This is a genomic window from Kitasatospora atroaurantiaca, from assembly GCF_007828955.1.
Classification (GTDB): domain Bacteria; phylum Actinomycetota; class Actinomycetes; order Streptomycetales; family Streptomycetaceae; genus Kitasatospora; species Kitasatospora atroaurantiaca.
The window spans coordinates 1,411,459-1,424,802 of sequence record NZ_VIVR01000001.1; the positions used below are offsets into that span (position 1 = coordinate 1,411,459).

Annotated in this window: 15 protein-coding genes; 7 read left to right on the plus strand and 8 right to left on the minus strand. The window is 72.4% G+C overall.

Annotation, left to right across the window (positions count from 1 at the left end):
* Positions 1-71: 71 nt before the first annotated feature.
* The 3 genes from FB465_RS06375 to FB465_RS06385 form a co-directional block, all read right to left on the minus strand.
* Positions 72-800: an anti-sigma factor family protein gene (locus FB465_RS06375; protein ID WP_145788355.1), complete on the minus strand. Its 729-nt coding sequence runs from the start codon at positions 798-800 to the stop codon at positions 72-74.
* A complete protein-coding gene (locus FB465_RS06380) occupies positions 797-1,378 on the minus strand; it encodes a sigma-70 family RNA polymerase sigma factor (RefSeq protein WP_425461137.1) in 582 nt (193 codons plus the stop codon). The genes FB465_RS06375 and FB465_RS06380 overlap by 4 nt, the downstream gene beginning before the upstream one ends.
* Before the next feature lie 167 nt (positions 1,379-1,545).
* Positions 1,546-2,136, minus strand: coding sequence for a hypothetical protein (locus FB465_RS06385; RefSeq protein ID WP_145788359.1), 591 nt, complete (start codon positions 2,134-2,136; stop codon positions 1,546-1,548).
* A 223-nt stretch (positions 2,137-2,359) separates the two neighbouring features.
* Between FB465_RS06385 and FB465_RS06390 the strand changes: the two genes are divergently transcribed.
* The gene (locus FB465_RS06390; RefSeq protein ID WP_145788360.1) at positions 2,360-2,746 is read left to right on the plus strand and encodes a thioredoxin family protein; all 387 of its coding nucleotides are present in this window, start codon (positions 2,360-2,362) and stop codon (positions 2,744-2,746) included.
* A gap of 58 nt (positions 2,747-2,804) precedes the next feature.
* On the opposite strand, the gene FB465_RS06395 is transcribed toward FB465_RS06390, so the two are convergent.
* Positions 2,805-3,452 carry a TetR/AcrR family transcriptional regulator C-terminal domain-containing protein gene (locus FB465_RS06395; RefSeq protein ID WP_145788362.1) on the minus strand — a complete coding sequence of 216 codons (648 nt, stop codon included), beginning with the start codon at positions 3,450-3,452 and terminating at the stop codon, positions 2,805-2,807.
* A 135-nt stretch (positions 3,453-3,587) separates the two neighbouring features.
* On the opposite strand from FB465_RS06395, the gene FB465_RS06400 reads away from it, so the two are divergent.
* Positions 3,588-5,099 carry an APC family permease gene (locus tag FB465_RS06400; protein WP_145788364.1) on the plus strand — a complete coding sequence of 504 codons (1,512 nt, stop codon included), beginning with the start codon at positions 3,588-3,590 and terminating at the stop codon, positions 5,097-5,099.
* A gap of 154 nt (positions 5,100-5,253) precedes the next feature.
* Positions 5,254-6,711 (plus strand): dihydrolipoyl dehydrogenase family protein, encoded by a 1,458-nt coding sequence (locus tag FB465_RS06405; protein WP_145788366.1) that lies wholly within the window; start codon positions 5,254-5,256, stop codon positions 6,709-6,711.
* Between the two features lie 48 nt (positions 6,712-6,759).
* On the opposite strand, the gene FB465_RS06410 is transcribed toward FB465_RS06405, so the two are convergent.
* The gene (locus tag FB465_RS06410; protein WP_145788368.1) at positions 6,760-7,521 is read right to left on the minus strand and encodes a pirin family protein; all 762 of its coding nucleotides are present in this window, start codon (positions 7,519-7,521) and stop codon (positions 6,760-6,762) included.
* Between the two features lie 142 nt (positions 7,522-7,663).
* On the opposite strand from FB465_RS06410, the gene FB465_RS06415 reads away from it, so the two are divergent.
* Positions 7,664-8,752, plus strand: coding sequence for a WD40/YVTN/BNR-like repeat-containing protein (locus FB465_RS06415; RefSeq protein WP_145788369.1), 1,089 nt, complete (start codon positions 7,664-7,666; stop codon positions 8,750-8,752).
* 63 nt (positions 8,753-8,815) lie between these two features.
* The gene (locus tag FB465_RS06420; RefSeq protein WP_145788371.1) at positions 8,816-9,235 is read left to right on the plus strand and encodes a TOBE domain-containing protein; all 420 of its coding nucleotides are present in this window, start codon (positions 8,816-8,818) and stop codon (positions 9,233-9,235) included.
* Between the two features lie 4 nt (positions 9,236-9,239).
* Here FB465_RS06420 and FB465_RS06425 read toward each other — a convergent pair whose 3' ends face one another.
* The gene (locus tag FB465_RS06425) at positions 9,240-9,692 is read right to left on the minus strand and encodes a molybdopterin-dependent oxidoreductase (protein WP_145788373.1); all 453 of its coding nucleotides are present in this window, start codon (positions 9,690-9,692) and stop codon (positions 9,240-9,242) included.
* A gap of 355 nt (positions 9,693-10,047) precedes the next feature.
* On the opposite strand from FB465_RS06425, the gene FB465_RS06430 reads away from it, so the two are divergent.
* Positions 10,048-11,547, plus strand: coding sequence for a PucR family transcriptional regulator (locus FB465_RS06430; protein ID WP_145788375.1), 1,500 nt, complete (start codon positions 10,048-10,050; stop codon positions 11,545-11,547).
* Between the two features lie 21 nt (positions 11,548-11,568).
* Here FB465_RS06430 and FB465_RS06435 read toward each other — a convergent pair whose 3' ends face one another.
* Entirely contained in the window at positions 11,569-12,033 is a 465-nt protein-coding gene (locus FB465_RS06435) for a MarR family winged helix-turn-helix transcriptional regulator (protein ID WP_145788377.1), read from the minus strand.
* Between the two features lie 104 nt (positions 12,034-12,137).
* Here FB465_RS06435 and FB465_RS06440 point away from each other — a divergent pair, with 104 nt between their 5' ends.
* Positions 12,138-12,920: a dioxygenase family protein gene (locus FB465_RS06440; protein WP_145788378.1), complete on the plus strand. Its 783-nt coding sequence runs from the start codon at positions 12,138-12,140 to the stop codon at positions 12,918-12,920.
* Between the two features lie 94 nt (positions 12,921-13,014).
* Here the strand turns inward: FB465_RS06440 and FB465_RS06445 are convergent, their stop codons facing one another.
* Entirely contained in the window at positions 13,015-13,329 is a 315-nt protein-coding gene (locus FB465_RS06445; RefSeq protein ID WP_145788380.1) for a hypothetical protein, read from the minus strand.
* Positions 13,330-13,344 lie beyond the last annotated feature (15 nt).

The window sequence follows — 13,344 nt, forward strand, 5'->3', positions numbered from 1 at the left end:
ACAGGCTGTTGGGGCGGCAGGGCCAGGCGTACGGAGGCCGGCCGTACCCCCGGCCACGTCCGGGTCAGGTGTCAGGACGCGGCGGGTGCGCCCGGGACGGAGACGAGGAGGCGGCTGGAGCTGTCCAGGGTGCGGACCTCGAAGTGGTCGATGTCGGTCGGGGACAGGCCCGAGCCGCCGGTGGTCCGGAGGGCGGCATAGCCGTTCTGGGGGACGGACCAGGTGGTGACGGTCTGGCGTTCGCCGTGGCGGGAGACCGCGACCAGGTCACAGCTGACGGGGCCCTGAAGGTCGGGGACGGAGAGGGAGAGGCTGATCTGGCTGCCCCACGTCTTCGGTTCGACGCCGACCGTGGCCGAGGTGCCGCTCAGCGGGTCGGTGGCGCTGAACTGCTGGGCCGCCACGGCCTGCGGTGCCGCGGCGTCGATGGTCAGCGCGGCGGTCACGGCCGGGCCTCCGACGATCAGCACGGCGGCTGCCGCCACCAGCACCAGCCGCCTGGTACGGCTGCGCCGCCGGGCCGCCGACACCTCCCCGACCAGCCGGCCGAGCAGTTCCTCGCTCGGCTTGGGCACCGGGTCGGCCTCGGCCGCCGGCATGCCGGACACGGCCAGTTCGGCCAGCAGGGGCTCCAGACTGCCGAGTTCCTCGACCTCGGCCGCGCACCTGGCGCAACCGTCCAGGTGCTCCTGGAATTTCAGCCGGTCGGCGGGGTCGAGGACACCGAGGACGTACGCACCGACGTCGACGTGCTGGACCCGCGACGGCTCGGGTGACCGGGGTGACTGGGGCGTCGTCACGATGTCACTCCTCGTTCCTCGAGCGCGAGCTTCAGAGCACGCAGCGCATAGAAGATCCGTGACCTGACGGTACCTGCGGGGATGCCGAGCTCGGCGGCCGCTTCGTTGACCGTACGGCCTTTCAGGTAGGTCTCGACGATCACTTCGCGGTGGGCCACGGTCAGATCGTCGAGCGCGTCGGAGATGGTCATCAGTCTCAGCGCCTTGTCGAGTTCGTCCTCGGCGGGCAGCAGTTCGAGCGGCGAGGCGTCCACCTCGCGCGGCCGGGCGAGGCTGCTGCGATGGCTGTCGATCACGATCCGCCGGGCGACGGTCACCAGCCAGGGACGCAACGAGCCTGTCGAGGCGTCCAGTTGGTGGATGTTGCGCCAGGCCCGTACGAGCGTCTCCTGAACCACGTCCTCCGCCCGCTGCCGGTCGCCGGCCACCAGCCGGAGTACGAAGCCGAAGAGCGGCCCCGCATGGTCGCGGTAGAGGGTGCGCATCAGCTCCTCGTCCGGCGCCAGGCCGGACGAGGATCCGCCGCCGGACCTCCGGCGGGCGAAGGGATGCTCGGTCACGGCGCCATCCTTGCGCACCCGTACCTCCAGGTCGAGACGGACAGCACGTCACCCGACGCCTTCTGTCACCCGCTGCTACCGACGGCCTCCACCGGCCGCACTCGTGCTCCTGCTCGCGCTCCCGCCGCTGAGTACGCGGGGTTCGGTGCGCACGTCCGACGTACGCACCCGCACACCCGAGTGGCTCAGTAGCCGTAGCCTCCGCCGCCGGTGCTGGGGCTGGTGGCCGGGGCCGGAGCGCCGGCCTTCTTGCCGTCGGGGGTGCTGGCGAACCAGGTTCCGCCGACTCCCTGTCCCTTGGTGTCACCGGCCTTGGTGTCGGGCGCGTACCGGTACAGCGGCCAGCCGTTGAGCGTGAGCTGCTTGCTGCCGTCGGCCCGGGTCACGGTGCCGACGAGAGCCGGGTCGACGCCCTTGACCTGGCCCTTGTCCACGGGCGCGACGGGCGGCCAGAGACTGGCGCAGTTGCCGTTGCAGTTCGACATGGACGGCTTGGCGGTGTCCTTGTCGAAGCGGTAGAGGGTGAAGCCGTTACCATCGGTGACGACCGTCCCGAGGCTCCCCGCGGTGGCCGTCTGGAGCGCGGCCTTCTCCGCCGGTGAGGCCGGGGCCGAAGGGGACGCCGGAGACGTCGGGGAGGCCGGCGCGGAGGGCGAGGCCGGGGTGGTGGCGGAGCCGGGGCTGTACGAGGAGCCGCTGGAGCCGCAGCCCGTCACGAGAGCGGCGACGGCGGTTCCGGCTGCGGCCAGGACTGCGGCGCGACGGAGAGTAGGCATGACTGTTCCCCCAAATGGCATGGTCGGCTTGAGTGATGGGCGTCTTCCCCGCGCCCTCTCCCATCAGTACGCACCGCGCGGGATGAGTGTTCAAAGCCCGCCGAAAAAATTTCGGAGAGGCCCGGCGCGGGCCTCTCGACCCCGGTGGAATAGCCCGGCCGGCCCGCTGGTTGACGCCGGAGCGCGTGGGCGCGAACAGCACCCGAAGGGCAGGTAGGGCGACATGAGCACCGTCGAGCTGACCACGGAGAACTTCGACGAAGTGGTCCAGGGGCCGGATGGCAAGAACTTCGTCTTCATCGACTTCTGGGCGGGCTGGTGCGGGCCGTGCCTGCGCTTCGCACCGGTGTACGAGAAGGCCTCCGAGCGGCACCCTGACCTGATCTTCGCCAAGGTCGACACCGAGGCGCAGCAGGAGCTGTCGGAGGCGTTCGAGATCCGGTCGATCCCGACGCTGGCGATCATCCGCGAGGGTGTCCTGGTCTTCGCCCAGCCCGGGGCGCTGCCGGAGCAGGTCCTGGAGGACCTGATCGCCAAGGCTCGGGCGCTGGACATGGACGAGGTGCGCGCCAAGGCGAAGGCCGACGCCGGGGCAGAGCCCCAGGCGTAGCCGTACGGCGGGGGTGGGCCTGGACGGTAGTCACCCGGACCCGCCCCCGCTCGTCGTCCTAGAGGCGCGCCGCGAGCCCGTCCAGCAGGAGCCGCAGCGCCAGCTCGAAGCCGCGTTCGTCGAGCCCGCCGGGCCCGCCGCCGCGCTCCGCCGAGGCCTCGAGCGCGCCCGCCAGGGCGGGGTAGCCGGGGCGGTACTCGGGGACGGGCCGGGTGAAACCGGCGGTGAAGGTCTCCAGCGCGGAGCCGAGCACCAGGTAGTCCAGCGCAGCCGCCGCCTCCGCCGCGTCGGCCGGGGCGAGCCCGGCCCGGCCCAGGGCGGCGAGCAGCGCGTCGTACCCGAGCAGCTGCCGTTCGGCCTCGACCCGGCGGCGGGCCAGCAGGGCGATGGTGTTGGGGTGCCGTATGAAGGCGGCGCGGTAGCCCCGCGCGTACTCGGCCAGGCGCTCACGCCAGTCCCGGCCCTCCTCCCCGCCGTCGTCCGGGGCCAGCGGGGAGAGGTCGATCTCGGCGTTGACCAGCTCGGCGAGGGCGTCGAGCAGCTCGTCCTTGCCGGTCACGTGGTTGTACAGCGAGGCGGCCTTGACCCCCAGGCGGTCGGCCAGCGCGCGCATGGTGAGACCGTCGGCCCCGCTCTCGTCGACCACCTCCAGGGCCGCCCTGGCGATGATCTCCCTGCTCAGCAGTGCCCTGCTCGGACGCCCCACTGGCCCCACCCTTCGCCCGTTCATCGACGCGGCCACGTTACAGCCTGGTGTCGGCCTCTTCCGTTACCCCCTGATCACCGGCTACCGTCCCGGACTAACAAAGTTAGTTTTCGCCGACGGCAAGGTGGACCCGACATGAACGACAACCCGCCAAGAACTGCGGATCCCGCCGACAGCGAGCGGCTGGAGGCACTCGGGTACCGGCAGGAGCTGCGCCGCAGCCTCGGGGTTCTCGGCAACATCTCGATGGGCTTCGCCGTCGTCTCCCCCGTGGTCGGGCTGTACGCCGTCGCCCAGGTCGGGATGAGCATCGACGGTGGCGCCTGGGTCTGGGCCCTCCCGCTCTGTCTGCTCGGACAGCTGCTGGTGGTCTGCGTGTACTCCGAGCTCGCCTCCCAGTGGCCGCTGGCCGGCGGCGCCTACCAGTGGGCCCGCCGCCTGGCCGGCCCGACCTTTGCCTGGCTGACCGGCTGGGTGTGGCAGTTCGCCGTGATGTTCGCCAACACCACGGTCGCCTACCTGGCCTCCCCATGGGTCTTCGCACTCTTCGGCGCCACCCCGACACCGGCCCAGCTGGTCCTGGTCTCGGTCGGGTTCATGGTCTTCTGCACCCTGGTCAACGCCTACGGCATCAACCTGCTGCGCTGGTTCGTCTCGCTCGGCATCGCCGCCGAGGCCGTCGCCTCCGTGCTGGTCGGCCTGGCGCTGCTGCTCTTCTTCCGCCGGCACGGTTTCGGGCTGCTCACCGACACCCTGAACGCCCCCGCCACCACCGGTACCGGCGGCGTGATGTCCTTCCTCGCCGTGATCGCCGTCGGCGGCTGGGCCTTCATCGGCTTCGACGCCTGTGTCTCCACCGCCGAGGAGACCAAGGACGCCGCCCGCCAGGTGCCACGCGCGATGCGCTGGGCCCTGCTGAGCGTCGGCGCCGTGGTCATGCTGAACGCCGTCTCCGTCGTCCTGGCGCACCCGGACCCGGCCGCCGTGGTGGCCGGCCAGGACCTCGACCCGGTCACCACCGCCGTCACCGCCGGCTTCGGCGACTGGTCCGCCAAGCCCTTCGTGATCGTCGTCCTGGTCAGCTTCACCGCCTGCCTGATGGCCTCCCAGGGCGGCGCCGCCCGCGGCCTCTACTCCCTCGCCCGCGACGGCGTCTTCCCGTTCTCCCGGCAGGTCCGCAAGGTCAACAGGCACAAGGCCCCGATCGGCGGCCTGGTCGCCGCGACCCTGGTCAGCTGCGCCGCCCTGCCGCTCGGCCTGGAGAGCACCGCCATCGGCAGCCTGATCACCTTCGGCACCGCGGCCACCTTCCTGCCGTTCTTCCTGCTCACCCTGACCGCCCTGATCGCCCGCCTGCGCGGCACCTGGCAGCCCGCGGGCCAGGTCTCGTACGGCCGCTGGGGCACCCTGCTCAACCTCCTCGCCGTCCTCTGGACGGGTCTCGAGGTCATCAACATCTGCTGGCCGCGCACCATCCTCGCCCCGCCCGGCGCCCCCTGGTACCAGGTCTGGGCCGCGCTGCTCGGCGTCGGCCTGGTCACCCTGGTCGGGGCCGGCTACCTGCTGGTCCGCCGCCCGCAGCGGCTGATGCAGGGCGTGGGCGCCGAGCGACCGGACACCGACGAGCTCGCGCCGGCGGTCATCTGACCGACCGTCCTCGCTCGCCGCGAGTCGCCGTCGGCTGCACGTCGGGGAGTTCGCGACACGGCGGCTCGCGACACGCCGACCGCGCACCCGCCGGGCGGCACCGGATCATCGCAGGATGGTGCCGGTACCGCCCGGTCGAGTGAGAGCGAGAGTCATGAGCCCCCAGCCCGAGCAGTACGACGTGGTGGTCCTCGGCGCGGGCTCGACCGGCGAGAACCTCGCCGACCGGGCCAGGGCCGCCGGCCTGAGCACGGTCGTCGTGGAGAGCCAGCTGGCCGGCGGCGAGTGCTCGTACTGGGCCTGTATGCCCAGCAAGGCGCTGCTGCGCCCGCCCTCCGCCCTCGCGCACGCCCACGCGCTCGCCGGCGCCAAGCAGGCGGTGAGCGGCAGCCTCGACGTGGCCGCGGTGCTGGCCCGGCGGGACGAGTTCACCTCGCACTGGCACGACGACAGCCAGGTCGACTGGCTGCGCGACTCCGGCATCGACCTGGTCCGGGGCCATGGGCGCCTCGCCGGGGAGCGCGCCGTGCTGGTCGACGGCGAACGGCTGCTGACGGCCCGGCACGCCGTCGCGGTCTGCACGGGCAGCCGGCCCCACCTGCCCGACGTGCCGGGCCTGGCCGAGGCCCACCCCTGGACCAGCCGCGACGCGACCAGCTCCGCCCGGGTCCCGTCCCGGTTCGCCGTGGTCGGCGGCGGCGTGGTGGCCGTCGAGATGGCGACGGCCTGGCGCTCCCTCGGCTCCGAGGTCACCCTGCTGGTACGGGGACCGGGCCTGCTCCCCCGGATGGAACCGTTCGCCGGGGAGCTGGTCGCCGAGGCGCTGACCGAGGCCGGGGTGGACATCCGCTTCGACACCGAGGTCACCGAACTCCATCGCAGCGGCCCGATCGTCGAACTCCACCGCAGCGGTCCGGTCACCCTGGCCCTCGGTGGCGGCGACCGGCTGGAGGCGGACGAGGTCCTCTACGCGACGGGCCGCGCACCGCGCACCGACGACATCGGGCTCGAGAGCGTCGGTCTCTCCCCCGGCTCCTGGCTGGAGGTCGACGACAGCTGCACCGTACGTGGCGTGGCGGGCGGCTGGCTGTACGCGGCCGGGGACGTCAACCACCGCGCGCTGATGACCCACCAGGGCAAGTACCAGGCCCGGATCGCGGGCGCGGCCATCGGCGCCCGGGCCCGGGGCGAGCAGCTGGACACCCAGCGGTGGGGAGCGCACAGCGCCTCTGCGGACACCGCCGGGCCGCCGCAGGTGGTGTTCACCGAACCGGAGGCGGCGTCCGTCGGCATGACGCTCCGTCAGGCCGAACGGGCGGGCCTGCGCGTCCGGGCGGTGGACCACGATCTCGGCAAGGTGGCCGGGGCGTCCCTGTACGCCGACGGCTACCGGGGGCAGGCCAGGGTCCTGGTGGACCTGGACCGCGGGCTCCTGGTCGGCGCGACCTTCGTCGGGCCGTCGGTCGCGGAGCTGCTGCACTCCGCGACCGTCGCGGTGGTCGGCGAGGTGCCGGTCGACCGGCTCTGGCACGCGGTGCCCTCGTACCCGACGATCAGCGAGGTGTGGCTGCGCCTGCTGGAGGGCTGCCGCGACGCCACCGCGGCCCGGTGACCGGCCTCGGGACGCCTCAGGACGCCGCCGGGGCACCCTCAGGAGACCTCAGGAGACGGTGATCGCGGCGTTCATCTCCCACATCAGGACCTCGGCACCCTCGGGACCGCCGATGACCCGCTGACCCTCGGCGCCGGTGATCCGGGCGGCGTCGCCCTCGCCCAGCAGGCCGGCACCCTCCAGCGTCAACTCGCCACGGGCGACGAAGAGATGGGTGAACGGCGCGGTGGCGATCTCCAGCGTCTCGGCGGGGCGCAGGCGCGCCACGTGCAGGGCGGCGTGCTGCTGCCGGATCCCGATCGCCCGCTGGTTGGCGTGCTTGGGCATGCCGGAGGCCAGCGTGGTCCAGCCACCCTGGGAGAGCTGGTCGTTGATGTCCAGCTGCTCGTAGCCCGGGGCGATGCCCGCGGCGTCCGGGACGGTCCACATCTGCACCAGCCGTACCGGGTTGCCGTGCTCGGGCTCGCCGGTGAGCGTCCAGGAGTCGTTCTTCTCGCTGTGCAGGATGCCGGTGCCGGCGCTCATCCGCTGGGCCAGGCCCGGGTAGATGATGCCGTTGTGCCCCTCGGAGTCCTGGTGCACCAGCGCCCCGTCGAGGACCCAGGTGATGATCTCCATGTCCCGGTGCGGGTGGGTCTCGAAACCGGTGCCGGGCGCGATGATGTCGTCGTTCGAGACGAGCAGCAGGCCGAAGTGGGTGTTCTTCGGGTCCCAGTGCCGGGAGAACGAGAAGGAGTGCCAGGAGTCGAGCCAGCCCGCCTGGGTGTGGAAGCGCTCGCCCGCGCGGCGGACGTCGATCGTGTGGACCATCGGAAACACTCCTTCGGGTGGGACTTGTTGAATCCTAAACCACGTGGGAGTCCCCGCCATTCCCGGCGCGGTGACGTGCGACGCCCGCCGCCTCGGAGCAGACTGACGGCGGGGGTCGCACGTCACTGACCAGGTGGTATCCATGACCGAAGTGCTGCTGGCCGTCGGAACACAGAAGGGCCTCTTCCTGGGGCGCAGCTCCGACCGGGCCACCTGGGAGTTCACCGGGCCGCACTTCCAGATGAACGCGATCTACTCGGTGGCGATCGACCGGCGCGGCGGCCGGGTCCGGCTGCTTTCCGGTGCCGACAGCAGCCACTGGGGCCCTTCGGTGTGGTGGTCGGACGACCTCGGCAGCACGTGGAACGAGCCACCGAGGCCCGCGGTCCGGTTCCCCGAGCACACCGGTTCCTCGCTGGAGCGGGTCTGGCAGCTGCATCCGGCCGGTGACGAGGCCCCGGGCGTCGTGTACGCGGGAACACAGCCGGCCGCACTGTTCCGCTCGACGGACGGCGGCGAGAGCTTCGCCCTGGACGAGGCCCTCTGGTCGCACCCCCAGCGCGCCGAGTGGGCGGCGGGCTTCGGCGGACAGGGTCTGCACACCGTCATCACCGACCCCCGGGACGCGTCGACGGTGACGGTCGCCGTCTCCACCGGCGGCGTCTACCGGACGACCGACGGCGGGCAGAACTGGCACCCCGCCAACACCGGCATCCGCGCCCCCTTCCTGCCGGACGAGTACCCGGAGTTCGGCCAGTGCGTGCACAAGGTCGCGGCGGATCCGGTCGACCACGACCGCTTCTTCCTGCAGAACCACGGCGGGGTCTACCGCAGCGACGACGGCGGCTCCCGCTGGCAGGACATCGGCGGCGGCCTGCCCGCCACCTTCGGCTTCGGCCTCGCCACGCACCCCCGGCGCACCGGCACCGCATACCTCTTCCCACTCGACGCGGACTACGCACGGCTGCCGGTGGACCGCCGCTGCCGGGTCTACCGCACCCAGGACGCGGGTGAGAGCTGGCAGCCGCTCTCCCGGGGGCTGCCCGAGGAGGACCACTACGGCGTGGTGCTGCGCGATGCCCTCTGCACCGACGACGCGGAGCCGGCCGGGGTGTACTTCGGCAACCGGAACGGCGAGGTGTACGGCAGCGCGGACGACGGTGACAGCTGGTCGCTGTTGGCTTCCCACCTGCCGGACGTGCTCTGCGTCCGGGCCGCAGCGCTGTCGTGACGCCGCACGAGCAACCACACCCGGTCCTTCTAGGTTTCCGCACTACCGAATAGGAGCACCCGCATGAGCCTCAGCATCCGCAACCAGCTTCCCGGCACCGTCACCTCCGTCGCCGAGGGCGAGGTGATGGCCACCGTCAAGGTCCGCCTGGCGGGCGGCCGGGAGCTCACCGCCGCGGTGACCCTGGATGCCGTCAAGGAGCTCGGCATCGGCGCGGGCAGTGCGGTCCGGGCGCTGGTGAAGTCGACCGAGGTCGCACTCGCCACCGCGCCGGTCGCCGGGCTGAGCATCCGTAACCAGATCCCCGGCACGGTCACCGAGGTCGCCACCGGCGGGGCGATGGCCGGGGTCAAGGTCTCCGTGGACGGCGGCGAGCTGACCGCCGCCATCACCGCGGACGCCGCCACCGAGCTGGCCCTGGCGGCCGGGTCCCCGGTCGTCGCGCTGATCAAGTCGACCGAGATCTCCCTCGCCACCGCCTGAGGGCCTACTCGGGCACCGAGCCCAGCCAGACCGCCGTGATCCCGCTGACGTAGCGCGCCCCGCAGTGGTCGGCGGGGATCACCAGTTGGGGGCCCGTCTCGTCCAGGGGTGTGCCGTCGATGCTGGTGGCGAGCAGGATCTGCTGCCCGCCGAAGTCCGGGTCGATCTCGGCCCAGGAGAGCACCGCGCAGTGGCCATCGGCCCCGGTGACGGTCAGCAGGTGGCGCAGGCGCTGCTTACGACCCTTGAAGTCCACCCGGGGCCGGGCGGCGCGGAGCACGTCCCAGAGCTTCGGCCCTTCGAAGCCGTGGTGCTGCTGCCCGCTGCTCAGGCAGTCGAAGCTGACCCGGACCCGATGGGACGGCAGGGCCCGCAGCTCCTCCACCGTCAGTTCGAGGGGTTCTTCGAGCCGGCCGTGGAACAGGACGGCGCCCGTGGTGGTGGCAGGTCTACTCATCGGCGATACCTCTCCCGGGCCGGCGCGGTGTGCGGCCCGGGAGGGGTGGTACCCGATGACAGCTCGATCCATTCGCACATTCCAGCCTGAAGGCCGATTTTCAGCGGCGTGCGCGATGGATGGGTGATTACATCCCTTGCAGGTGCTGCCGAGCTTTCGGTCCGCGACGGACCGGATGTAGCAACGGCACAACTGGGCGGACGACTGGTCCCGACCACCAGGCCGGGCGGTCGCCCCTGGGTGATCGGACAAGAGGAGATGGAGCAGTTCGCTCTTGCATTTACGATGCCTGTGCGCACCTTGCCCTTGCTTGAGCGAGAGGCAGGAAAGGCGCTGCACAGCACAGGGAGCGAACGTGATCGTCGGGGATCTGCTGGAGTTGGACGACCTGCACATCGGGCTGGCCTGGGGCACGGCCCCGCTGCTCGGCCGGCAGGTGACCGGAGTGACCTCCACGGACCTGCAGGACCCGGCCCGCTATCTGCAGCCCGGCGAGCTGGTGCTGACCGGGCTGGTCTGGTGGCAGCCGGACGAGTCCTCGGCGGCGCTGCGCTTCGCCACCTCGCTGCGCAGTGCCGGGGTGGCCGCCCTGCTGGCGGGCGAGGGCACCCACGGAGCGGTGCCCGAGAGCCTGGTGGAGGCCTGCCGCATGCACGGCATCCCGCTGCTCTCGGTACCGGCGGGCACCAGCTTCCGCGCCGTCACCGACCGGGTCTACCTGCGGCTCTGGGGGGATCTGCAGGCGCGTTCGGAAGGGGTCGCGGCGATCCCGGACGCGGCACGGCACGAGCTGCTCACGCTGCTGCACACCGGGGCCCCGCTCGGCGAGGTGCTGGCTCTGGCGGTGGCCCGGCTGGGGGTGCCGGACTGCTCGATGGTCACGGCCGCCGGCCGGGTGCTCGCCTCCTCGGCGCCCGGCCGCACCGGCACCCGCGAGGGGATCGCGGTCGGACCGCAGGACGGCTCCCCGTTCGACGGCTGGCTGCTCCGGCCGCACACCGAACCGGAGCTCTCCGCCTCCGCCGTGCTGCACGGCCTGGCCGAACTGCTCGCCCCGCTGGCCACCCGGGCGCGGGCCACCGCCTCCGCCCAGCGCCAGACGGCGGCCCACCTGGTCGAGCTGCTGGCCCAGGACGGCCCCGGTCTCGCGGACGCCATGGCCGCCTGCGGGCTGCCCTCGGGCCGACCGCTCGTCCCGGTGACCGCACGGATCGACGGCGCCGCGGAGCCGCGCGCGGCGTCCTGGGCCGCGACCGCGCTGGCGGAGGCACTGCACGGGGTCGGCGCACCCTTCGCGGCGGCCACCGACGGGCACGGGGGCGCCACCGCGCTGGTCGCCGCACCCGCAGCGGCGGTGACGGCCGGACTGCGGGCGGCCTGGCCGGCGCTGCAGGCCGAGCTGACGGGCCGGCGGCGGCTCCGGGCCGGCGTGGGCCCGTCCACCGCACCGGCAAGCGGGCCGCTGCGCGGCGCGCTCGTACAGGCCTCGTACACGCTGTCCGCCGCGGCGGACAGCACTGACAGGACGGTCGGCAGCAGTGGCGAGCTCGGTTCGCTGGCGGCACTGCTACGGGGCATCCCGGCCGAGGTCACCGCGGCCTTCCATGACCGGTTGCTGGCACCGCTGGCGCACCACGACCGCGAGAACGGCGTCTCGCTGCTCGGCACCCTCGGCACCTTCCTGGACCACGACGGCTCATGGGCGCGTACGGCCGAGGCTCTGCACATCCACGTGAACACCGTCCACTACCGGATCCGCAGGATCGAGGAGCTCACCGGGCGCAGCCTCGGCCGCCTGGAGGACCGGCTGGACCTGCGGGCGGCACTGCTCTGCTCACCCGGGCGAGGTGCCTAGGCGGTTCGGGCGTTCCGCGGTTCAGCGGTCCGCGGCGCGCAGCCGGCTGCTGACCTCGCCGAGGCTCTCGGCCAGTACGGCCAGCTGCTCGCGGCTGAGGACGTCGATCAGTACCTCGCGGACGGTGGCCACGTGCCCGGGTGCCGCCTCGCGCAGCACCCGCCAGCCCTCCTCCGTCAGCTCGGCGAACACACCGCGCACATCGCTGGGACAGGAGCGGCGAAACACCAGCCCGGCCTTCTCCAGCTGGGTGACCTGGTAGGTCAGGCCGCTCTTGGAGGTGACCAGCCGGTCGGCCAGGTCGGTCATTCGCAGGGAGCCGTCCGAGGCCGCCGAGAGCTGCACCAGGATCTCGTACTGGGTGTGGGAGAGACCGGCGCTCTCCTTGAGCTGCTGCTCCAGGCGCCGTTCGATCAGATTGCTGGCGGCCACGAAACCCCGCCAAGCGGCCATCTCATGCTCGTCCAGCCAACGGGGTTCATCCATGGGGAAATGGTACCCGGTTGTTCAAATTCGAACCAAGGCGTACCATCGAAGACGTACGGTTCAAATTTGAACAACAGATCGCCATTCGAACCGAGGAAGATCCGATGAGCACCGCCGCCCCCGAGCGCATGCCCGCCCTCTACCTCTCCCACGGGGCCCCGCCGCTGGCCGACGACCCGATCTGGCCCGGCGAGCTGGCCGCCTGGTCCGCCGACCTGCCCAGGCCCAAGGCGATCCTGATGGTCTCCGCGCACTGGGAGGAGGCGCCGCTCGCCCTGGGCGCCACCACGACGGTGCCACTGGTCTACGACTTCTGGGGCTTCCCGGAGCACTACTACCGGGTCCGGTACGCCGCGCCGGGCGCACCCGAGCTCGCCGAGAGCGTGCGCAAGCTGCTGCGCGCTCCCGGCACCCCGGTGCAGGACATCCCGGACCGGGGCCTGGACCACGGCGCGTACGTGCCGCTGGTCGAGATGTTCCCGGGCGCCGACATCCCGGTGCTGCAGGTGTCGATGCCCACCCTCGACCCGCAGCGGCTGATGGAGATCGGCCGCAAGCTGGCTCCGCTGCGCGACGAGGGCGTACTGATCGTCGGCAGCGGCTTCTTCACCCACAACCTGCGGGCACTCAGTATGGACGGCCGGGTGACCCCCGTGATGGCCGAGTTCGACGACTGGGGCCGCCGCGCGCTGGCCGCCCAGGACCTCGACGCGCTGCTCGACTTCGAACGCAAGGCGCCGGCGGGCAGGTTGGCCCACCCGCGGACCGAGCACTTCGCGCCGCTCTTCGTCGCCCTCGGCGCGGGAGAGGCCGACCTCGCCACCCAGCGCAGCGTGATCGACGGCTTCTGGATGGGCCTCGCCAAGCGCTCGATCCAGCTCGGCTGACGCTCCTCCCCCGCGACCGCCGTACCGTCACCGCCGGGCTCCGAGCGTGCCGAGGCCGGGCGCCCCGCAGGGGCACCCGGCCGTTGAGCCAGGCTCAGCAGTCGTCGTCCTTGTCCTTGTCGTCGTGGCTGGTGGCGTCGCCGCCGACCGCGAGCGCGGAGCCGCCCCAGGCGGTCGCGTCACCGCCCACGGCGAGCGCGTCGCCGTCCCACGCCGTCGCGTCACCGCCGACCGCGAGCGCGGAACCGTCGTCGTGGCTCACGGCGTCGCCGCCCACGGCGAGGGCACCCTGCGGGTGGTGCTTCTTGGGACAGTGATGGGCGTAGGCCGAGGCCGTTCCGCTGCCGGCGAGGAGCGCGAAGGCGGTGAGAGCCGTCGCGGCGGTGATCTTGGCGATGGTGGTGCGCATCAATCCTCCAGGTTG

What these genes read in the sequence shown, in the direction of transcription:
- FB465_RS06410 (WP_145788368.1), bottom strand. Translation starts at nt 7,521, where the DNA reads ATGGTCCACACGATCGACGTCCGCCGCGCGGGCGAGCGCTTCCACACC.
- FB465_RS06440 (WP_145788378.1), top strand. Translation starts at nt 12,138, where the DNA reads ATGAGCACCGCCGCCCCCGAGCGCATGCCCGCCCTCTACCTCTCCCAC.
- FB465_RS06390 (WP_145788360.1), top strand. Translation starts at nt 2,360, where the DNA reads ATGAGCACCGTCGAGCTGACCACGGAGAACTTCGACGAAGTGGTCCAG.
- FB465_RS06385 (WP_145788359.1), bottom strand. Translation starts at nt 2,136, where the DNA reads ATGCCTACTCTCCGTCGCGCCGCAGTCCTGGCCGCAGCCGGAACCGCC.
- FB465_RS06425 (WP_145788373.1), bottom strand. Translation starts at nt 9,692, where the DNA reads ATGAGTAGACCTGCCACCACCACGGGCGCCGTCCTGTTCCACGGCCGG.
- FB465_RS06435 (WP_145788377.1), bottom strand. Translation starts at nt 12,033, where the DNA reads ATGGATGAACCCCGTTGGCTGGACGAGCATGAGATGGCCGCTTGGCGG.
- FB465_RS06405 (WP_145788366.1), top strand. Translation starts at nt 5,254, where the DNA reads ATGAGCCCCCAGCCCGAGCAGTACGACGTGGTGGTCCTCGGCGCGGGC.
- FB465_RS06415 (WP_145788369.1), top strand. Translation starts at nt 7,664, where the DNA reads ATGACCGAAGTGCTGCTGGCCGTCGGAACACAGAAGGGCCTCTTCCTG.
- FB465_RS06445 (WP_145788380.1), bottom strand. Translation starts at nt 13,329, where the DNA reads ATGCGCACCACCATCGCCAAGATCACCGCCGCGACGGCTCTCACCGCC.
- FB465_RS06420 (WP_145788371.1), top strand. Translation starts at nt 8,816, where the DNA reads ATGAGCCTCAGCATCCGCAACCAGCTTCCCGGCACCGTCACCTCCGTC.
- FB465_RS06400 (WP_145788364.1), top strand. Translation starts at nt 3,588, where the DNA reads ATGAACGACAACCCGCCAAGAACTGCGGATCCCGCCGACAGCGAGCGG.